1 protein-coding gene (running past one end of the window) is annotated in these 24,061 nt (G+C 66.3%); it reads right to left on the bottom strand.

Translation table 11 applies throughout. The features are described 5' to 3' along the window. A protein-coding gene (locus FHR38_RS04190) for a WXG100-like domain-containing protein (protein ID WP_184532934.1) crosses the window boundary here: on the bottom strand, positions 1 to 24,050 show its 5' portion. The gene continues 17,413 nt to the left of window position 1, outside the view; the window shows 24,050 of its 41,463 coding nt (coding positions 1-24,050); it begins with the start codon at positions 24,048 to 24,050; its stop codon lies beyond the left edge, outside the window. Positions 24,051 to 24,061: the final 11 nt, after the last annotated feature.

Here is a 24,061-nt window from a genome sequence, read left to right on the forward strand (position 1 = left end):
CGACGGTAGACGAGCACGCCGTCGCGCCGCCGAACGAGGCTTCGCCGCACGACGCCGCTCTCAGTATCGCCGTCGATGCGTACGGCCAGGTCTGCCGTGACCACGTTGTCGGACAGCGTCACGGAAGATCCCTCGATGGTGAACGCCCCGTGGCGGTGACCGAGCAGCCACCCCGGCCAGCCCTTCCATGCCTGGTCTCGGTGCCCCGGTGGCAGGTCGGCGGCGTAGGCCCGCAGCACCGCCAATCGGGCGGGCCACTCCCACGACCGGTCCCGCAACAACATCGCCAGCGCCTTGCCCCGCTGTTGGACGAGGACGTCTCGATCGTCTGACGCGGAGGCAGCGGCGACCATGGCCGCGTGGATCGCGGACACCAGCCAGCTCGACCAACCGATCTCTCCCTGAGGGCCAGAGGGATCGACGGCGGCCATCAGTCGCAGCGCCTCCGCCACCACGTCCGGGTTCCGGGCCTGGCTGGTGACCCACGCTCCAAGCCGCTGCCGCTGATCGGGGTCGGTGCCGAGCTCGCCGTAGAGCGCGGCGAACTCGAACACGGCCGAGAGCCAGGGCCACACCCGTGCCGCATCGTCCGGTCTGTCCATCGGCGCGTTGAGCACCTCTTGGGCGAGCAGGTCGAACTCGGCCACCCGTCCGTACAGGTGGGCGTCGAACATGCCGAACTCGAGCGCGAGAATCTCCCGCATCTCGTGGGCCAGGGCTCGCTCGATGTCCTCCGGACGGATGCCCACGCCGACGTTGATCGCCCAGACGCTATGCACATCGTCTTTCCCCAGCTGGTGCGACATCGCGGCGGGTGGCACGCGGTGGCCTCGACCGGAGAAGTCGTCCACCCCCACCAGCAACCGCAGGTGCACACCGGCGACGTCGACGTCCACCACGTGGGGGGTGTCCGGATATGTCGTGACCGTGGCATGTTCGCCGAACACAAGCTGGGCAACCGACGGCGCGAGCGCGACTGCCTGCTCTCGGCGCCCTCCGTCGTCGTCCAGGCTGGAATTTGAATCCCAGTCACCCCGGAAGGTGCTGTTGTGGGGTGAAGAGGCGGTGATCCCGTTGGAGCCGAGAGCCCACAGGTGGAAGGCGTGGCTCAGCCGCCGGTCGGCCAGGAGCCAGCGCCGCTCGTCCGGTTGCAGTTGCGCCATGAAGTCCCGGGCCAGCGCGTGACGGATCGGGTTCGGCAGGTGCCGGAGGAGCTGATGGAGCGTCGCCGCCCGATGGGTGAAGACCTCGCGTGGCGTCGCCGCGCGCAGTTCCCGGATGGCATGTGCCGACGCGAGCGCCGCCTGCCAGCCGAGCTGCTGATCTGCTGACAGGACAAGTCCGTCGGGCCTGCCCTCGCCATGGAGTGATCGCAGAATCTGCTCCACGCTGCTGAGCACCGGCCCGGCGATGATGGCCGCCCGGTCGTGAGGGGTCAGTTCGTCCAGCCTGGCAGCGGCTAGCGCATCCGCGAGTGCCAGGGCGGCGTTGAGCCACGCCCAGTCGAGGTCGCGCTGGTCGGGCAGTGCCGCCGCCGCGATGCGGACCGCCTGCAGGGCGCTTTCGTCAATAGTGTGCGACTGCTGCGGGCCGGCCAGCTCGGCGGCTTGGCCAAGGACCGCGATCTCGGCGAGAAGCTGCACCTGCAGGATGGACATGGCGTACCGGTGCACCGGATGCAGCGATCGCAGAAAACCAGTCGCCACCTCGCGCCGCTCGTCGTTGGACAGTGGGGAGTCGGCGCGCAGCAGACGCGCGATGGCGGCGGCACGCTCCAGCATGACCACCAGCGGGTCCGCAGCCGTACGTCTGGCGTACTCCGCGACGTCCCGCGCGGCCAACCAGGCTGCACGCTGACTCGCCGGCAACGAGGCCGGATCCCCGTACCACCGCTGGAGCCGGTCTGCCGAATCGTCAAAATCAAGGAGATCCGTCCCGGCCTGTTCGGGTGGCGGCAGGGTTGCCAGCTCGAACGCCACCCCCAGCCACTCCCAGCTCAGCGCGTCGCCGGCCGACAGCCGGGCCGACCAGGCCCGGGCCAGCTCCGCCTGGAACAGACGCTGGGGGGAGTCCAGCGGACGACCGAGCAGCCCGGCCTCCACCATGCGCAGGCTGGCCCCGACCAGGGCGGCCATGACTGCCGGGTTCAGCCCCGGCGGAACCCGGAGTTGGTACGCGCGCGGACCGAACTGTTCGAGGGCGACGTCCCAGCCCTGGGAAACGATCTCCACGACAGCGAGATCGTTCATCCCGAAATCGAATTCGACCCCGACGCCTTCGACCTCTCCGTCACTCCTCCGCGCAACCGCCGAATCCACCAGGAGGTAGCCCAGTCGCGTGGCCTCAACCGGAAGGGCTTGCCGGCCAAGCTCCACCAGGTAGGCCGGATCACTCACCGGAAGGAAGTCGGAGTGCAGCGTGGACCCGTTGACGGAATCGAGGAACACGGCGCGGACCCCGCGCACCCCGATGGGAGCCGCACTCCACAACGGGCTCTGCAGCGGATCACGTACGGATCGCAGCGGTCGGGTCACCGTCAGGTCGGAGTCGCCGAGCACCCGTGCACCGATCCAGCCACCAGGGGTGATGTCCTGTACGTCTGCGGACCCGGCGCCGGAGGTATCGATCCTGGGCGGCCAGGAACCAGCTCCTTCCCACCAACCGAGCCGGATCAGCCGCCCGAGCGGCACCCGCTCCGGCCCCTCGACCAACAGCCGATGGATGTCGCGAATCTCGCCGCGTAGGTCGTGCAGCTGCTGCGGGGTCAACCAGCTGTAGCGAGTATCCAGCAGCGCCATCTCTGGCTGCTCGATCGCCTGGGCCAGCGCGCGCTCCTCCTCCGCCAGTCGCTGCAGCACCTCAGGCACCGACTCGGGATCGAGGTGGAAGCCCTCGGGGTTGACGTCGACGTCGTCCCGACCGGCCTGGATCGCCACCACGCCCAGGGCCGCAAACTGCAGCCGCTCCAGCATTCGGTCGACGGCCTCGACGAACTCCCTCGCCCAACGTGGATCGGTGTGGTCCCGGCGATAGACGAGAGTGCCGTCATCCCGCAGGACGAGGCTCCGCCGCACCTCACTCGGCTCCTCATCCCGCCCCAGGCTCACCAGCAGGCGGGCGGTGATCTCGCCCGGTCCCACCTGCACGAGGCTGTCGTGGATGTAGAAACGCCCATGCCGGCGACCGATCAGTCCCTCCGGCCAGTGGTCCCAATCCCGGTTCTCCTCACCGGGCGGCACATCCTCCAGGTAGGAGTTGATGACCGCGAGTCTCGCGCGCCAGCCCCAGGGGACGTTCTGGAGCAACTCCCAGAGGACCACCCGACGGTTGCTCAACGTGTCGCCCACCGTGTCCTGCTGTCGAGAGTCACTGTGGGAGGCGGCGACGGCCGAGCGGACGGCGGTCTCCCGCCAGTCCGGGTCCGGCGGAAGCACCCTCGCGCTGTCGGCGGCGTCGATGATCCGGAAGGCTGCGGCGACCGCTTCGGGGGCATGGGAGTTGCGGAGCACCCAGTCGCGGCGACTCAGCTTGTCGATACTTTCCTGACCGAGTTCGTTGTCCAGCGCGACGAACTCGAACACCGCCGACAGCCAGGACCATACCCGGCTCGGGTCGTCCGGCAGATCGTCCGGCCGGTCGAGCACCTGCTGCGCGAGCAGCTCGAACTCCGCCACCCGGCCGTGCAGGTGGGCCATCTCCGGCGGGACACCCTGCTCGCGCCGCAGAATCTCCCGCATCTCATGTGCCAGCGCCCGCGCGATGTCGGCGGGCCGGATGCCGACACTGACCGTCACCGCCCATGTGTGGCGGCCCTCCTCGCCGGGGAGACGGTGTGACATCGCGGCCGGTGCCACATCGTGCGACAGCCCTGAGAAGTCCCCCACCCCAAGCATCAACCGTACGGACACGCCGTCGACGTCCACGTCGACCAGATCGGGTCGGCCGGGAACGACCCTGACCTCCGCCTCCTCACCGAATCCGACCTTCGCCGCCGTCTCGACCTGGCTCAGTGTCTGGGTCAGCCGACCGCCGTCGTGTCCCGGCGTGGAGCTGGAACTCCAGTCGCCGCGGAACAGGCTCCTGCGCACCGCCGAGGCCGTTATGGGGTCGACGAAGCCCGCCGCCAACTGCAGGTCGAGGTACAGCAGTCGCTCGGCTTCAAGCCAGCCCCGCTCCTCCGCCCCGAGCTGCCCGAGGAACTCCCTCGCGAGCCTGTTGCGAGTCGAGCCGGACACGTCGGGGTTCATGATCAGCGCTAGGAGGGTCGCCGTCCGGTGCATGAAGATCTGCTGCTGGTCGGTGCTGTCCAGGTCGCCGAGGGCGTGGCCGTACGCAATGGCAGCCTGCCATGCGAGCTTCTGCTCGGGTGACAGCTTCAGTGCCTCGCTGTGCTGCAACGGCCGACGCTGCTGCGGTCGTTCGGTCTGCGGTGACATGCCGTAGAGACTCCGCAGCCGCTGCCTGACGTCACTCAATTCCGGCACCAAGCCGACCTTCCAGAAGAAGGAGCCGACCAGATCGCCAAAGGCGTGCGACAGCGCCTCGGCAAGCGTCAGCGCGGCGTGCAGCCACTTCCAGTCCAGTTCCGGCCCGTTCGGCATTGCCTTGAGCGCGTCCCGCACCGGCCGCATCACTTCCGGAGAGAACTGGAACCTGCGCGAGGAGGCGACCAGTCCGTTAGAACCAGGGCCAGCTTCAATCTCCGCAAGGGGTGAGAGGGTGGAAAGGTACATCTCACGTATCGCGATGTTATGCACGGGGTGAACCGATTCCAGGTACGCCCTGCGCAAACTGCCCTCTTCCAGGTCGAGCAGGGTGGGGTTACGCAGGACGTGTGCCACCACGTGGGCGCGGTGAAGAGTCAACTGCGCGGGAGACCATAGTTCCTCCTCGGCACGCCGGGCAAGCTCACGCGCGGCTGCCCAAATTTCCCGCTCGGGCGATGCCAACGTATCCGGCGACGCGTACAGACGCTGAAGTTCCGCACCTATCGCCCCCCACTCAACAAATATCGCCTCCCACTCAGCAAGCGGCATGCCATTCCTGTTTGCGTCGCCCGACAGCCACGGCAACGCTGCCAGTTCGAACGCCGCGCGTATCCACTTTGCCGATCGAGATCCCGGGAACCCTGTTAACAGGGCGGACGCCCACTCGAAGGCCAGGTAGGTGAAGAACAGGTCCGACGCGGACCGGTCTACCGACGCGTTTAGTAGCCCGTCCCAAATCAACTGCAGGGCCGCCTCGACAATCGGCTGGATTTGCGCAGTGTCGATACCCGCCCCGAGCACGATCTGGTAGTCCCGTGGACCAAGCTGATGAATTTCGATGCTTGATGTCGACCCCACAGCGACCACGATGTCCACGGTCGCCACTTCATAGTCGCCGAAATCGATTTCCACCGCGTACTCGGCCTGCCCGTCCCGCACCCGCATCGCCGCGAGATTGGTAATAAACATGTTGTGCCGTGCCGCAGCGCGCAAAATCTCCTGCCGGCCGAGCGACCGCACCTGGGTGGGGACACCTACCGGAAGGAAGTCGGACCGGAGGGTGGATCCAAACGGAGCATCGATAGCCACAACCGGGCCGGCTTGCCAGATGGGGTGCCGTCGAGGGTCGGCATCGTCGGGGCGGACGGGACGGGTAGCCGTCCAGTCGTCATGGCGGATCACCTGTTGCCCAAGGCGCAAGTGGTCGGTTCGCAATAACCGCGAATTGTGCTTGACAAGGGCCTGCCAATCCCACGGCAGCTGCGACACGTCGGGGGTCGACGACCAGATCCCGCGTACCCGGGCTCCGCCGAGTTGGGCGATGGCCCCGACCTGTAGCCGCCGATCGGGGTCGGCCAACAGGTCGATGATTCTGCTGAGCTCCTCCTGGAGGCGACGCATGTCACCAACGGTGAGCCCAGCAAAACGCTCGTCTGAATGCTTGGTCTCCCCAGAGGCGATGAGCGGGGCAAGCGTCATCGACGCGCTGACCAGCCGCGAACGAAGTCCGCTCACGGAGTCGTGGTTGAGGCGGAAATAGCGTAGGTTCATGTCGAGGCTGTGTAGCCCGGCTTGGACTGCCGTCACACCGAGTTCGATGAGGCGGGGTTCGATGGCCCGGTCGAACGCCTCGACGAAGTCGCGTGACCACTGTGGCTCGGTGTCGTCCCGGCGATAGAGCAGGCTGCCATCCTCACGCAGCACCAGACTGCGGGTCACCTCGCCCGTCTCGTCGCTCTCCCCGCGCCGCACCTCCAGACGCACGGTGATCGAGTTTTCGGTGACCGTGGCGGACGAGCCCACGATGGTGAATTCGCCATGCTGATGGCCCAACAGCAGGCCGGGCCATCCCCCGGTGTTGTCACCGGGCAGATCGGCCACGTACGCGTTGTAGACGGTGAGCCGCGCCCGCCAACCCCAGGAGACCCGGGCGAGCAGGTTTGCCACGACCTTGTCGCGGCGCATCTGCATCAAGGCTCGCCCCGTCGATCCCGGCATGCGCGGGCCGACCATGTCGAGAGCGTCGCGGACGGCGAGCAACCGCCATTGTGATCGCGGCCCGTCTACTTCCAACCCGGCCGCCGCCTCGAGCAGGCGGAACACCTGGTCGAGGCTCCCTCGGTCTCGGGCCCGGTCCAGCAACCACTCCCGAAGCGCCTGGTCATCGGTGATGGCTTCACCGAACTCACGATTCAGCGCGACGAACTCGAGCACCGCGTTCAGCCACGGCCACACCCGCGCCGCGTCGTCCGGCGAATCATCAGGCAAGTCGAGCACCTGCGACGCGAGCCCTTCCAACTCGGTGATCCGCCCGAGGAGTTCCGCCACGTCCGGCGGGACGAGACGTTGCCGTTCGACGACCTCGCGGATCTGGCGGGTCAGGGCGCGTTCCACATCGTCCAGCCGGATACCGCTGTCCAAGGTCACGGCCCAACCGGAACCCTCGTCGACGGGCTGTGACATCGCAGCTGGCGGCACGGCGTATCCGTGCCGGGAAAGGTCACGGACTCCCAACTCCAGCCGTACGGACGTACCCTCCGCCTCGACCAGCACGGTCCCGGGACGGTCCGACAGGTGGGTGACCCGCACGTCCTCGCCGAACGCCGCCCGCGCGGCGTCCTCCACCACCTGGATCGCCCGGTCGCGCCGCTGTTCGATGCCCTCAACCTGCACGCCGAGTTCGATGAGGCGGGGTTCGATGGCTCGGTCGAACGCCTCCACGAAGTCTTGTCTCCATGCCGCCTCAGCGTCACCCCGGCGGTGGACAAGAGTGCCGTCCTCGCGCAGGAGCAGATCCAGTTCCACGCGGACGGGCGCGGTGTCCCGGTCTCGGAGGACCTGGAGGTGGGCGGTGACCGAACTGTCGGTAACCGTCACGGACGAGCCCACGATGGTGAACTCCCCATGCCGATGGCCGAGCAACAGACCCAGCCATCCCGAGGTCTCCGCATTCGTGGGCAGGCTGGCGGTGTAGGCGGCGAGGACGGCCAACCTCGCCTGCCAGTCCCAGGGGACGTAGGTGAGCAGGTTCACCACGACCTGGTCACGGCTCGTCTGTGTCGGGGACCGACTCGACGGTCCGTCTGGCTCCGCTGGCAAGCTGCCGACGGCTTCCCGGACGGCCAGCATCTGCCACCGCGACCCCGAGATATCCGACCCCGACCCAACCGCAGCGTCGAACATCCGGAACGCCTGGTCCAAGCTGCCCCGATCGTGGGCCTGAGAGAGCAGCAAATCCCGCAACGACTGATCATCGATGTTGCCCAGACCAATCCCACTACCCTGGGCCTGGCTTCGCAGCCAATCCCGCAACGCCTGCTGCCCAGCAACATCCCGGCGCAACTCACGATCCAACGCGGCAAACTCCAACACCGCGTTCAACCACGACCACACCCTGGCCGCATCCTCCGCGGCATCCCGCGGCGAATCCATCACCTGCCGAGCCAGATCCTCCAACTCCGCGACCCGACCCAAAAGATCAGCCACCACCGGCGGAACCCCACGCCCAAGCACCACAATCTCGCGAATCTCATGCGCCAACGCACGCCGGACATCCCCCAACCGGATACCCGCACCCAGCGTCACCGCCCACCCGGAACCATCACCCAAACGCTGCGACATCGCAGCCGGCGGCACCGCAAACCCACGCCCAGAAAGATCATCAACCCCAAGCTCAAGATCTACAGACGCACCCGCAACCTTGACCCGCACAACCCCAGGACGACCATCAACCAGGGAGACCGTCGCCTCATCACCAAGCGCAACCCGCGCCGCCTCCTCAACCGACCTCCTCGCCAGCTCCAAACGCTCCCGCCGACCCTCCGGAGTGTCCGGATGGTAATCACCCCGATAGGCAGAACGCTCCACCGCGCCAGACGTGATCACATCCGGCCCCGACGAACTACTCGGCGGCGTACTCGTATGCGGCGTACCCGTTTTCGGCGCTCCGATTTGTGGCGTACCGGTCTGCGACGTCCCCGCCGACGACTTACGCTCCAACAGGGGATCAGACTCGCGAGGCTCACCAAAGACACCCAAGGGCAGCTCGGCAAGCACCCGGCCATCAGGCATCGCCCGATACCGACGCACACTGCCATCGACGAGTTGAACATCGACAACAACGACAGCACCGGTTTCCCGAGCAAGCCGAGACGCAAAATCCAGCGGATTCAGCGTGCCCGGCGCGTGCCGGTAGACCTTCGGGAGATAGATCACCTCGGTGCGCCCACGCCATCGCCACGCCAGCCTGCTCGCCAAGTACTGGTGCAGGTTCTCCTCGGTCGCCCCCCGCGCCAGCTCACGCCGGACCATCCGGTCGACCGCCGCGGTGGTGGTATCGAGGCCAAGCAATTCACGCAGCAGGTTGCCCTGCGGGCCCAGCGAGGGGCTCGGGCTGGACCAGATCGAGGCCTGCTCCGTCTGGTCGGCTCCGGTCAGCTTGGGCAGATCGCTGGCGGGCAGCTCCACGAACGCAAGTCCGGGCGGAATCGGACCGATTTGGATCGGAGTAGCACCGACCAGGCGGTCAGCGCCCGGGGCTACCCGACGTGGCCGGTCGACGAGCCAGATCGTCACGTCATAGTCGATCCGAAGCCGAACAATCCGCCCCTCGGCGTCGATCAGCAAGATGGTCTCGTCGCGGTCGCCCAGCTTCTCAATCCCCACCGACCCGAAGGACCTTCTGGAGTCGTAAGCGATCGCGCCGCCCAGGGCTTCGAAGCTCGCAGAAGATGTCCTGTTACTGCCGGCCTCAGCGTTCCACTCGGCAATGTGCTGTGCTCGATCTGCGCCGCCGAACCGCACCTGCTTGCGGTGGTGGGTGACCTGGACCTCCGAGATCCGCGCGCGGACCTCTATGACGACCTGCCGTCGTGGCTCGCCGGGAACCGACATCGGCTGAAGCTGGTGTCCGGTCGGAGATGCCATACGGTGCAGAAGAACCGCGTACGAACTGGGAGCCAACTCGGCCATCAGCGCATGGTCGAGCCCATCTCCGTCGCGACCAATGTAAAGGCGATCCCGAAGGTGCCGGAGTATCTCGTTGGCCAGCGGTCCCGGATCAGCGGCGATCACCTTCGCCGCATGAGGTAGTACGACGGCACCAGGATTAACGATGGTCGGCTCGCTTACCGCGCCATCTAGCACATCCTCCGGCACCAGCTGTACGGCTGTCCCGCTCAACCTCTGCGGGTTGCTCTCCCGATCACCGAACGGAGACTCAAAACGGACCCGCACCGTGAAGCTAATCGATCGTTGCACCATGGTAAACGGGGTGAAGCTTGACAGATGGAACAGCCGGGTTGACTGATCACTGGCAGCACCGGCGACCGCCCTGGTCCTGGAGACACCAACGCCGAACTTCACTCTCAGTTTGTCGGCAATCGGAAGATCCGAGACCGAGAACTTCTGTTCGCCGGTTCTCGTACTCGTTTGGGATTCCGCCAACCGCTGTCCCGACTCCAGATAGTGGTAGATCTGGTTAATGACAGCGATATGGTCAGCCTCGCCCAGCAGCACGCCGTCGGTGCCCAACTCCACACCGGTTATTTCAACGACCAGCCGGCGGGTAGTACCCAACCTGCCGGGCACATCGATCGCTGTCCGCCAAACCCGAGATCCCCGTGCGTCCTCGACCCCCGTCACCCAGCGCCCAAAAGCGAACCTGTTGTAAAGGTCCTGCCACAGACCCGGCGTCTGCTCGATCAGCCCCGGCGCCGTCTGCTCGACCATGCCCTCGATCGTCGCAAATAGATCCTCGACGGCCTGGCCCTGCTCATCCACCAGGTCAACGTCGTAGAGCCGGTTCTGCCCGATGCCGTACTGAAGATGCTCAACCAGGCGCCTCGACGGCTCCTTACTTGACGGAAGCAAGTCGAACTCGACCAGCGGTCGCAGAACGTCCAACAACGGTTGACTACCCAACTGCCCCGCAACGTTCGCCGATGGCCAGATGTCGGCGAAATCCTCCCGCAGTCGAGCGGCCAACGCCGCGTCCACCGCGGCAAGCGTCGCCGGCCAGTCCTTGGCGTGCTCGTCGGCGTAGCGGAACAGCAGCTTCAACACGGCCAGCCGGTCCAGCTTGAGCTCGCCATCGGCGTACCGCCTGATCGCGTCGGCAGCCAACTCCTTGGGCAGGTTGGTGCGCTCGGCCCCGTAGTTGAGCACCTCCTCCCGCTCCGGGGTCATGTAGAACACCGAGCGGTTGTCGCTGCTAGCCGAGCCCATCCGCGGGCCGCGGTCGGACCGGTCCGGTGCCGTCACCGTAACGGTGAACTTGGCGGAGGCCGTGCGGAACACCTGTTGCCCCAGGTGCAGGATGAGGCCCTCGTCACCGACGATTTGCGCCGACGAAGCGCCGTCCGCGCCCTTCGCAGTGCTGGAATGGGAGTAACTCGCAGGGTTGTCGGAGAGATGGCCATCGAAAACGGCAGCTTCCGAACCGTTAGGGTCCATCGCCGCAGATAGCGAACTATTTAGCGAACGTTCGGTGCCATGCGATTCGGCCACCGTTTGCATGCCGAAGAGGATGTCTGCCGCCACCATGTTGCCGGCGCTGACGACTGTCGAGTCCCTGAGTTCCCCCGCTATCCGGACAGTGGTACGCACCGGCTCGCCGTTCCGGTCAAAGGCGGTTACCTCGAATTGGTATCCCACCCCGGTGAAGAGACTCGGTCCGGCCGCCACAAGACTGCTCACATTCGTACCTGCCGAGAGCGAAACATAGGCAGGGGAGCCAGGATCGAGCGTGAGGTCCGCGTCCCGGAGCGCGCTCTGAACCACCGCACGCAGCCGTCCGTCCATGTGCAAAATCATTGCGTGACGCAGATCGCGCGGCGACGGGTCCGACTTCTTCTGCGCCGACCAGGGCTGGCTGTCGCCAAGAACGGCGGTCGGCAGGAAGATGTCGGCGGTGGCATCGTCCACCTCCGCGAGGGTGGAGAAGTCGCCCAGCTGGTCGTTCCAGATATCCGCCGTAAGGGTCAGCGTGTCCCGGTAGACGACGCTGCCCTCGTTTCCCCCCTCGAACAGCGCCCCCCGGTTGACCCAGTTGGAGGTCTGGTTGCTGGACCGTGCCGCACCGGCCAACGACCCCGAAGAGCTCATACCGCTGCTGAAGGCTTCCTTTGCCTCGGCATCTCCCAATCCCTGCCCCACGCCGCCATTGACGCCCGCGCTCGAACCGATACCCCGCCCAGCACCAGCCGAGTGGATAGACAGGTTCACCGCGGTTTGGGAGTGGGTATGGCCGACCTCCTCGACGCGTTGCACTTCCGCACGCAGCCGCAACGTCCGGAACCGCCCCTGCTCGTCGGTGACAAAGACTTCGATGCCGTCCTGCAGCAGCTGGTCGTAGCTCGCCTCACCACGTTCGCTGTTAATCTCGGCCAGGCCCCAGGCCTGTCCATCCTTGCTCGTCAGGGTGATACCCCGCGCCTTCAGCGCGTCAGCCAACTTCTTCAATAGCTGATCGATCTTTGTGAAGTCCTGAATAAGTCCCGGCCCAGCGCCAGGTGCATCACGTCGCCACTCGGGATTAGCGGAATTACGGTTGGGCGGTGCCCCGGGAGTAACATCTCCCTTCAACACCGGCAGTCCTTCGGCATCGACAATCGGATTGCCGTTCGAGTCGGTCCGTACCGCCAGTTCCGAAATCGGCAGGCCAGCACGATACGCATACCGCTCTGGCATGGCGAGCAGAGCCCGGCCCGACACCTCAATCGGACCGGAATCCGGGCGACCGGCAAACTTGAGCGACGCACGATGAGTGACCGCTACGTCGTATATCGCGTTGTCACCAGCGAACCGCTGCACGCTGGGGTGGATCGCGGACCCACCCGAGTTTGCATCAAGCGAGCGCGACCAGGATCGGGCGGATCGGGGGGCGACCTGGCCAAGCCAGTTAAGCAGCTCATGGATGACATTACTTGGCTCCACCGCCCCCTCTTCGTGCTGACCGAGCGCCAACGCAAGCGAGGCGTCCTTGGACTTGCCGCGACCGCTAGAGGCCTGTGAGAACGTAACTCGAAGCCACTCCAGAAAAAGTTTTCCGCTGCGCGAACCCAACAGCTTCGCATTCTCGACCTTGACCTCGGTACTGATCTCCAAGGTGATCTCGACACCGTCGACATCGAGGCTGATCGGCCAGGTCAGTGGGTATCCCGAGGCGGTTCTTCGGATACGGGTGGGATAAACCTCCAGCAGCTGCGCCCGAACCTGCGCATGCAGCAAAGCCTCCTGCGCGCTGCCGGGTTTGGTAAGCGGAGCGAGCTCTTTGACGATCTGTTCGTAGAGCTTGATCAGGCCGGTCATGTCCACCAGCGCATGCTCCGGAAGCGGCTCGCGCTCTACTCCGTCGGGCAGTTTTATCTTGGGACCGGGCTCATCCAGCATCGGGTCGGGCAGCCAGACCGGCGTCCGGACCTGACGCGCCGAGGGGGCGAGGTCAATAGATTCCCAGAACGTCGATGCGTTGTCGGTCGGACTGCGACGTCCCGAGATCTCCAGTTCGGCTACGAATTCCAAATACGTGGAGGCGCCACGACTGTTGAGCACCCCCCCGGACATGGCCCAGTCCCCCCCGGTCGCCGAGAACGAATTGCCACTACCCCGGCTACCTGTCCCGTCCACCTTGATCGGCCCGCGTGGGCTAAACCATTTCCTGGGGTTTAGCAGTCGGTCTACCGGCAGGGTCAGTGATGTGTTGTGCGAGCTACCAAAAACTGTCCGCCAAATATTGCTACTGTGCGCGAAATATGGAATTTGGCCGACTGCCTGTTCGGCAGCTTCGACTGGTGGTGTTTCGACCTCGATCGCGCTGCCGTTGCTCAGTTTCAGCAGCACCTCGACCGTGTTCGCGCCCTCGCCGAACTGGAGCACCACCCCGTCCCCGACACCCCACCGCCACAAGGCCCGCAAATCCCCGTTCAGCTGCTCGGGGTCGACGAGGTGGGGATGGTCCTCGAACGGCTGCAGTCCCCACTGTTTACGGAGATAAGCGTTGATCGACGCAGCGGCCGCGTCAATCCAGGGCAGCCGGTCATGCGGGATGGTAGCCGCCATCAGGCGCCCGTTCGGCCACAGCGCGTCGAGCGCCTCCTTGAAGCCGCTGAGCTTCAGCTTGACGTCCGCAGTCTGCGCAGCGTTAGGGTCGTTCGGGTCGGCCTGTTGCGCCGCTTTAAGCGCCACCAACGCGTCCGCTAGCTCCTGTGCCCGCCGCGCGGCATCGCGAAATTGCTTCGCCCGTTGCTCGTTACGCGGCTTGACCTCGTTCTCCTGGTACTCCTTCTCCCGTAGCTTTTCCGCAGCGCGGGCAGCGGCGAGCCGATCACCGGCGGTGGTCGCCGAAGGGTCGGGCACAAGCTCCCTTATCACCTTGGCCTGGGCCTTGGTCGCCGCTTTCATGGCCTCGGCCGCAGCCTCCTTAGCCTGAGCTTTCTCGGCCTCGTCCGCAACTCTCCGGGCATCGTCCGCAGCCTGGGCCGCAACTCTCCTGCCCTCGTCCGCAACTCTCCGGGCATCGTCCGCAGCCTGGGCCGCAACTCTCCTGGCCTCTGCCGCAACTCTCCTGGCCTCTGCCTCGGCTTTCCTGGCCTTGGCCTCCGCCTCGGCCGCGACTCTCCTGGCCTCTACCTCGGCTTTCCTGGCCTCTACCTCGGCTTTCCTGGCCTCTGCTTTGGCTGCGGCATCCCTGGTTTTGGCCGCAGCTTCCTCAGCCTTGGCCTTGGCTTTCCTGGCCTCTGCCCTGGCCGCAACCTTCCTGGCCGCGGCCTCCACCTTCCTGGCCTCTGCCTCGGCTCTCCTGGCCTTGCCCTCAGCCTCGGCCTTGGCCTTGCGGGCCTCAGGCTTGGCTTTCCGGGCTTCGTCCGCCGCTTTCGTGGCCTTGGCCGCCGCTTTCCGGACCTCGTCCGCCGCCTTGCTAGCCTCTGCCACGGCTTTCCGGGCCTCGTCTGCCGCCTTGCTGGCCTCTGCCACGGCTTTCCGGGCCTCGTCTGCCGCTTTGCTGGCCTCTGCCTCGGCTTTCCGGGCCTTATCCGCCGCTTCCTCTGCCTTTGTCGCGGACTCGGCGGCAACTCGCCCGGCCTCAGCAAAGGCATCGTCCGTAACTCTCTTGGCCTCGGCCGCAGCTTTCCGGGCCTCCGTAAGAGCCCTGGCCCCAGCCCTCCTGGCCTCAGCCCGAGCATCCAACGCGGCTTCCGTAGCCTTGTCCGCCGCTTGCTGGGCCCTGGCCGCCACCCCCCGGGCCTTGGCCGCCGCTTTCTTGGCCTCCGCAAAAGCCTCGTCCGCAGCTCGCTCGGCCTCCTCAATGTTGACCTTGCTCGCCGCATTCTTGGCCTCCGCAAAAGCCTCGGCCGCGGCTTTCTCGGCATTTTTGGCCCTAGCTTCCCGATCCTTCGCCCGGTCCGTGAGAGTCTTTTGGGCTCCCCTGAGCTCCTGCTCCAGGGCCGTCCACAGGTCGGCGTCCACCGCCCGCAGGTGGAGTGTTCCATCCACCAACTGGGTCAGCGTCGCCTCGACAGCGTCGAGCGCATTCGGGCGCAGCACTCGATTCTCATCAACCGGAACCTCGTCGCGGTTCTCCTGCACGGCCCTCAACAAACCAGCAGTACTGGCGGTGAACTCCGCCACCGGCAGTTCCCGCAACTCCGGGGCCGCCTCGACGAGCTCGGCCGCCACGACGACTGCGGCCTTGCCCACCTCCGAATCGGCTCCCTCCGCCTGCCACAGTTCGGCCAACGCGGTGAGTGCGTTCACGGCCGGCGTACGGGCCGCACCGACCAGAGTGACCCGGGTCCGCCCCGGGCGGGAACTCGCCGGATCGCGTGCGACCACCGCCGTGACCACCGCCCGTGCCCGCGGCACCGGATCAACACCGGCCTCGGCAACAGCAGCAGCACGCAACCCCGACGCAACAGAACTCACCAGCCACGCGAACACATCCGGTGGAGCAGCGTTTCGCCCCAACCCGAGCGCATCGTTCACCAGCATCTCGGCCAGCCGTTGAGGGAGCTGAGCAGCCACATCAGCAGGCGTGGTGGGATCACGGAGTGCGGCCGACAAGTCGTCGCGATCCATCGTGACGAAGTCACGCCGAAGGACATCGGCTACGGCCTCCCGGTCACGTTCCACCCCCGCCCAGAACTGGTGAGCCTGCGTCAACTGCGCCGCTACCGCCTGGTGCAACCGATTTGCCTCAAGGCGGTACTGCTCGTCGAGGCGCGTTACCCGTCGCAACCGTGCCAACAGGTCAAACCGCTCATCCAGGGAGCCGGCGGTGGCGATACGCCGACGCAACTTGTGTCGATCCGCACGCCGATCAGCCGCAAGCCGCTCAAGCCAACTCACCAAGGGCTGCCCAGAACGAGAATGATGCGCATCATCGACAGCACGACTGACTCCCTGAAGGAAGGCAACCATCCGCTCGTGCTCGCCGATCCACCGGTCAAGCTGAGCCGGGACACCAGGGCCCGCCTGACGGTGCTGCACGAGAACGTCACGAGCCGCAACATGATGCGCCCGCAGACGCTCAATCATGGCCCGCAGCGCCTGCAGCGCCGCCTCTTCCTCCATCCGCTGCGTCTGCGAATCAGCCGACCTGCCCACCCGCAACAACCGCCGATAACCGGCGTAAAGCTCTTCAAGTTGAGCCAGCGTGGGTACCCGCTCGGCGGCATCCGACCCAAGCATCACCACTGGATCCGACCGCAACCGCCCAGCCAACTCCTGAGCCCGCGTACTCAGCGCGGTATGGCCGTCAAGCTTGGACAACAGTCCGGCAAACTCCCGCCGTGCCAACGCCCGCGTCTCCGCCGACATCGCCGCATCAGTCGCCAGAGCAGCCAACATGTGCAGCCGCGACCTCAATGCCATTTGCAGCGGCACCGCTCGTTCCGCCGCATGCACCTCCCCCTGCATGCTCGTGAAGAGCGACATACCGGCCGACGTATGCAGTAGCGAACCCCACGCCATCTGCCCCAACCGCGCGGCCGCTCCCCGGCGCATCCGCATCAGTTGAGGCCGAATCAGACCCGTCACCGCGTCGGCGAGCCGCTCGGCAAGCACAATTCGCAGCTCGGCGTCGGTAAGCCCGTCCCGATTGCCTATCCGCCCCACCAACGCAGCTACATCAATCGTGCGCTCGATCTGTCCAATGCGAACGCTAATCCGTCCGGTGTTCGTCAAATCCACCAGGTCGATTGGCTGCACCGTAAGTTCCGCGAACGCACCCGACAGCGTCGCTATCACATCCCGGACAGCGTCCAGCACACGATCTATCGACGGCTTGCCTGACGCGGTGCCGGGTCGCGGCGCTGGAACGGAGTTCTCGGGGCGGACGGGACGAGTTGCGGTCCAATCGTTCCCGTCGAGCACCCATTTCCCGAGGCGCGAAAGGTCGCCGTGTGAGAACCCCAGTTGATTCTCGGCAGGCACCTGCCAATCTGACGGCAGTTGCGACAGGTTGGTGGACGGCAACCAGATTTCGCCCTTCCGGTACCGACCGAGCCGGGTAACGAGATGGAGCGGCAGCCGCTGGTCTGGGTCGGCCAACACCTGGTTGATGTAGCGGATGTCCTCTTGCAGACGGCGCAGCTCACCTGGTGTGAGCCCGGCGAAGCGGTTATCCGAGTTAGCGCTGTTTGGATCGGCGATGGCCTGGGCGACCGCTGCCGACAGTTCGACCAGTCGGGAACGCAGCCCGTTGATCGTCTCGGGGTCGAGGTGGTACCCAGCCACGTTCGTGTCGAGGCTATGCACCCCGGCTTGGACCGCTGTCACCCCGAGTTCGAGGAGGCGGGGTTCGATGGCCCGGTCGAACGCCTCGACAAAATCGCGCGACAATGCCGGGTTCGTGTCGTCGCGGCGGTAGAGGAGCGTGCCGTCCTCGCGCAGGACCAGGCTACGCGTCACATTGACGGGCGCGTTATTCGCGCCCCGCCGCACCTGAATGTGGGCGGTGATCGAGTTTCCGGTGATGGTGACGGACGAACCCACGATGGTGAACTCACCATGCTGATCGCCCAACAGCAGGCCCGGCCAACCCCGGCTGTTGTCACCAGGTGGCAGGTCAGCCGCGTACGCGTTAAAAACAGCAAGCCGCGCCCGCCAGTCCCAAGAAACCCGAGCCAGCACATTAGCCACAAGCCGGTCACGCTTCTCCCGGATCAGAGCCTGATCTTGCGGCCCAGTCGGATCCTCCGAAACACTGTTAACAACATCCCGCACCGCCAGAATTCGCCAATGCGACAGCCCGTCCACATCCAGCCCGGCCGCCGCGTCAAGAAGCCGGAGCGCCTGGTCCAAGCTGCCCCGATCGTGGGCCTGAGAGAGCAGCAACTCCCGCAACGACTGATCATCGATGTTGCCCAGACCAATCCCACTACCCTGGGCCTGGCTTCGCAGCCAATCCCGCAACGCCTGCTGCCCAGCAACATCCCGGCGCAACTCACGATCCAACGCGGCAAACTCCAACACCGCGTTCAACCACGACCACACCCTGGCCGCATCCTCCGCGGCATCCCGCGGCGGATCCATCACCTGCCGAGCCAGATCCTCCAACTCCGCGACCCGACCCAAAAGATCAGCCACCACCGGCGGAACCCCACGCCCAAGCACCACAATCTCGCGAATCTCATGCGCCAACGCACGCCGGACATCCCCCAACCGGATACCCGCACCCAGCGTCACCGCCCACCCGGAACCATCACCCAAACGCTGCGACATCGCAGCCGGCGGCACCGCAAACCCACGCCCAGAAAGATCATCAACCCCAAGCTCAAGATCTACAGACGCACCCGCAACCTTGACCCGCACAACCCCAGGACGACCATCAACCAGAGAGACCGTCGCCTCATCACCAAGCGCAACCCGCGCCGCCTCCTCAACCGACCTCCTCGCCAGCTCCAAACGCTCCCGCCGACCCTCCGGAGTGTCCGGATGGTAATCACCCCGATAGGCAGAACGCTCCACCGCGCCAGACGTGATCACATCCGGCCCCGACGAACTACTCGGCGGCGTACCCGTATGCGGCGTACCCGACTGCGGCGGCGCCACCCCCGCCGACAACGCACCCTCCAGCAGCGGATCAGACTCGCGAGGCTCACCAGAAACACCCGAGGGCTGCTCGGCGAGCTGCCCTGAACGGGCATCAGCCAGGTGATGCGCGACCGCCGCCGTCACCGCGGCTCGCGCTCGCGAAACCGAGTTGGCATCGGTCGCGGCGCTGGCACGCAGCCCTGTCGCGACAGAGCTGACCAGCCGCCTGACCACCGCCGGCGGAACGGTGTTACGTTCCGATCCGAGTGTGTCGTTCACGATCCGCTCAGCGAGTAGTAGCGGCAGCTGAGCGGCCACATCGGCGGGCGTGGTGGGGCTGCCGAGCACGGCCTGCAGGTCGTCGTAACCCATCGTGCGGAACTCGCGCCGAAGCTCGTCGGCCTGGGTCTGGCGCTGCTGCTCCACCGCTGCCCAGAACCGATGCGCCTGCTCCAACGACACCATCACCGAACGGTGTAGCCGGTCCGCGTTGAGGCGGTGCTGCTCTTCGATGTGCCTGATTCGCTCTATCTGCGCTACCCAACTGGCCCGGGCCTCAATGTGCCCGGCACCACGGCGCTGGCGCAACGCGTGTTCGTTGTCGGATGCGGTCGCGACGAGCGACTCCAGCCGGCGTATCCGGGGCTCTCCGAAGTGCGGACGATGCGCGTCCTCAATGGTCTGCTCGACGGTCCGGAGGAATTCCTCCATTCGCTCGTGCTCGCCGATCCACCGGTCCAACTGGACCCGGTCACCGATTCCTGTCGCCCAGTGCTGGACAAGGACACCGCGCGCCGCGGCATGATGGTCCCGCAGGCGATCCAACTCCATCCGCAACGCCTGCAGCGCCCGCTCCTCCCGCGCCTGCTGCGTCTGCGGATCGTCCGACCGGCCTTCCCGCAGCAGCCGCCGGTAGTCGTCGTACAGCTCGACAAGCTGGGTCGGTGTGAGCAGTGACAGGACGGCGTCCGGCTGGTTCATCGCCATCGGGTCCGACTGCAGGCGCACGGCCGCGTTCTGTGCCCGACCGCTCAGCGTGGCGCGGTCACCGATCTGGGGCAGGAGGATGGCGAACTGTTGCCGGGCGATGGCCCGGGTCTCCGTCGTCATCGCCGGGTCGGCCATCAGACCGGCAAGCATGTGCAGGCGCGTTCCCAACGCGGTCTGCCGTAACCGCTCGCCCGCACCCCGGCGCATCCGCATCAGCCGAGGCCGGCTCAGGCCGGTCACCGCGTCGGCGAGCCGTCCGACCAGCACGATACGCAGCTCCACGTCGGAGAGGGTGTCCCGATCGGTGATCCGCGCGAACAGCGCGGCCACGTCGATCATCCGCTCCCACCCATCGACGTAGATTCTGATGTAGCCGTCGTCGGCGAGCGTCGACACGTCCACCGGGTGTGCTGTCAGATTTTCCGATGCCCCCGCCAGGGTCGCCGCCACATCCCGAGCGGCGGTCAGCTCGCGACCCGTGAACGGCAGGGCCACCGGCACCACCTGGCTGGCCTGCTGTCGCGCCTCGATCTCCCGGATACGCTCTGCCCCCACCCATGTTCGCTGTGCCCGCTCCAGCCCTTCCGTCACCACGTTGTGTAGCCGGTCCGCGTCCTGGCGGTACCGGTCGTGTAGGCGCCTGGTCTCGTGCCACCGCTTCCGCAGCGCTGACCGGTCCTTCCTACTGGCTGCGTTGATCCGGCGGTGCAACCTGCGCTGGCCCATGGCCTGGGCTGCGGCAAGCCGCTCACTTCGGCGTACCCGGGGTTCACCGGAACGATGACGATGAGCTTCGTCGATGGCCTGGGCTACCGATTCGAGATCGTTCACCATTCGTTGGTGCTCGGTGATCCGCTGGGCGATCTGGGCTCGGCCGCCGAAGCCCGCCTGCTGGCGCTGGACGAGGATGTCCAGCACCTCCGCGTGGTAGGCCCGTAGGCGTTCGAGCTCGACCCGAACCGCCTGCAGCGCCGCTTCCTCGAACCCCTGCTGCTTCTGCGAATCAGCTGACCGGCCTTTGCGTAGCAGCCGACGGTAGTCGTCGTACAACTCGGCAAGCCGGGTGGGCGCGGGCTGCGGCGTGTCCGGTTGGGCCATCGCCGTTGGATCCGCCGCCAACAGCGTGGCCAGGTTTTGGGCCTCGGGGGTCAGCGTCATCTGGTCGTCGACCTGAGTAAGCAGGTCGACGAACTGCTGCCGCGCTGCCGCCCGGGTCTCCGAGGTCATCGTCACGTCGGTGGTCAGCTGGGCCAACATTTGTAGGTGTGCGCGTAACGCGGCCTGCCGCAACCGCTGGCCCGCCCCCCAACGCATCCGCGCCAGCCGAGGCCGGCTCAGGTCGGCCGCTGCGTCGGCGAGCCGCGCCGCCAGCACGATACGCAGCTCTGCGTCGGTAAGCGTGTCCAGCTCGGCGTTCCGCGTCACCAGCGCAACCACGTCGATCGTGCGCTCTCGGCCATTGACGTGGATGACGATCCGGCCATCGTCCGCCAACGCGGAGACGTCCACCGGGCCCACGCCAAGTTCCTGGGACGCGCTCGACAACGCGGCTACCACATCCTCGACGGCAGCCAGCACGCGACTCGTCAGCGGCCCGACCGGCGGTGCTACGGGACCGGCGGGCACTGCCCCATCCGCTCGCCGCGTCGCGCCGGTCTGCGGTGTCGCACTGGTCTGCGATGTCCCTTCTGACTGCGACGTCCCGCCGACGGCGGGTTGGTCGCCAGTGTTCGACGCATCATTGTCACCGGGCATGCCCGCGATGCTGAGGCTTACCGGCGGGCGGCTCAGGTGCGGCGGTATCGCTAGGTCGACGGGCCGGCCCGTACTGTCGAAGATCATGACTTGCATGAGCAGCATGCCGTTGGGGTCGGGCGGCTGGTCGACGGCCCCGCTGCCGAGTCCGGGTGTCCACCAGGAGGTCTCCCCGGATACGTTGTGCCCGACCACACCGTGGCCACCCGGAGTCGCAGTGGGCCGGTGGGCGTATGAAACCACCGCTGTCCAGCCGTGGCGTGCCGGACCACTGATCTGCGACTGGATCCACGCCATGGCCGCCGGACTCGCGACCATCGTGTCGAATCGGCCGCCAATCCAGCGCTCGAAGAGCGAAACAGGCAGGGCTTGACCGGCACGGCTGACCCCAGCCACAGTCGGAACGCCGTAGAACGTGCAGAGTTCGGACACGATCGCATCGAGGCAGTTGGCTTCTAGCGGGTTGGATCCGGTGATGGCCTCCTGCCATGGTGTTGCGCGGGGATCCGGATGAACCTGCGGCTGATTGTCGGCGTCTCGAGGGATCACCGACTCCAGGTGACTCTGGCTGCTGCGATGGTTCGGGTCTACATGACCTGCTCGCGCCTCCGACCAGGAACCGATCGGAGGTGCGGTCCGGCCGGTCGAAGGTCGTAGGGGTACCACGTTCGGGGCGGCGGTCGGCGTATCGACCGGCGCGTTGGAAACTGCGGTGGGGTTCGCTGGTGAGGTTGTGGGGCCCTCCGTACCGGCGTGCGTTTCCGTGTCCCGCCTCGGCTCGCTCTGCTCAGACTCGGTGCGCCCAGACTCCGCCTGCCCAGCACCTACCTGCTCAGACTCGGTGCGCCCAGACTCCGCCTGCCCAGCGTCAGCATTGTTGCGCGCCGATTCCGACCGTCCGCTGGACGGAACGCTGGTCGTCGACGGCGACCTGCCCGTGGTAGCCGCCGTGCTGCCGCTGGTTGGCGTGCCGGCGGCCGGCAATGCGCCGATGCTGGTTGGTGTGCCGGTGTTCGGTGATGTGCTGGTGTGGGCCGAGGCGTCGGGTGCCGCCGGGGCGGCAGCAGGCGTGGCATCGGTCGTCGGCGGGCCGGTCGATGGTTCGGTCGCCGGGGGCGCCGCGGGTGTCGAGGGCTCAGCTGTGGGAGACGTGGGAGCGCTGGCGGCGGGAGGTACATCGGCATTCGGCGCAGAGGACCGGGGCGTGGTCGAGGAGTCGGGCGTGGCTGAGGTGTCCCCGTCGCTCGGTGCATTGGCGTCTGGATTGGAATCGGCTGGCAGAGCGAAGAAGTCTTCGCTGACCCCAGCTTTTACACCAGCCTCAAAGGCTGCCTCGAAGGCATTGACGTGGGCACCTATCGCGTGTTGTGCCGCCCAGACCGCTCTCGGCACGGTGGAGGCCTCTGCAACTCGACCGGCGGCCTGAGCAGTCCGCTGCGCGGCCTCTTGGGCCGTCTGGGCAGCCCGGGCGGCATCAGCAGCCAGCTGATCAGTCGGTTGCTGCAACTGCTGGAACTGCTTATAAGCGGCCTCGACGGCTTGGGCGTTCTGGATCGCCTGGAACCGCTCGGCATCGGTCGTGGCGTTGTTACCGGCGATGTCTATGGCGTTGTTATGGGCAGCGGTGGCAGCCTCTTCAAGCTGCCGGGTGATCGTGGAGACCTCATCCGCCCGACGGGCGGCGATGTCAGCCGCCTCCCGGGCGCGGCTAGCAAAGTGCTCCGCTCTACTCTGGGCCTGCTGCGCAGCTTCCTTGGCCGATTCGCGGGTCTCCAACTGTTGCCGGCTCTCGAACCCGAACTTCGTGCGGATCCAACCCTCCGTGCGCGGAGTGAGCCCGGCACCCTCGCTGACCTTGTCACGGACCATGCCGGCGGCGACCCGGTTGTGCAGGTTGTCGAGGTTGAGTTCCCACTTCCCGTAGACAAACCCGTTGGCAATGCTCTCCGCGCCGACCTCGGTGACAGCCTCGTCGACGGCTCGTGTGAAGGTATTGCCGGCGAACCGGATTGCCCATGAGTCGGCCCTCTTGGCCAGGGTGTGCCCGATCGGCGACAAGAACGACAACCCGGCACCTGCGGCGCCACCTATCGCCGCTGCCTTGAACTTGTCCACGTCGTATCCGGTACGGGTTTTCAGGACCTTTCTCTGGTATTCCTCAGTGGCAAGCTCGACGCCGCCCTCGGCAGCAACTTCGTTGAGCGCCTGACGGGGAAGACCCCAGGCGAACGCCTTCAGGGCGGTCCGAATGAGGCCCTTGACGCCCTCCTCTGCGAACGATTGGCCAGCCCGATCCACCAGGATCTGGAACATCTTGGCGATGGCCTCACGAGTGAAAGCGATCCGACCACCGGCGGCGACCACCGCCATTCCGAACGTCAACCACGCCGCCACGGCGAAGAAGAAGATCTCCAGAATCAGGACACAGGTCTCGATAAGCATCGATATTTTGCTGTGCTCGACGTCGAGCGCCGCCTGCTCGATACCGGAAATGATCTTCGACATGTCGGCCAGGACATCGTTGGGTACCTTGACCCCGATGTCCTGCCACGACTCGGCAAACGCAGAGCCCGAGTCGCCGCCCCAGGCACCCTGCAACGAAGCGGCGGCGACCTGCGCGGTGGCGATCTCGCTCTCCAGTTGGGCGCGCATCACCTTCCAGTCGGCGGCGAGCTGCCGGATCTGGTCCTCGTTACCCTCTGGCCACCCCTGTCCACCCGATCCGGCCCAGAGGACCGCGTCGCGAATCTGGTTCCAGGGATCGCCGAAGTCCGGTCGCTCGATCACTGAGCAGCCGG

The sequence above is a fragment of the Micromonospora polyrhachis genome (assembly GCF_014203835.1).
GTDB lineage: Bacteria > Actinomycetota > Actinomycetes > Mycobacteriales > Micromonosporaceae > Micromonospora_H > Micromonospora_H polyrhachis.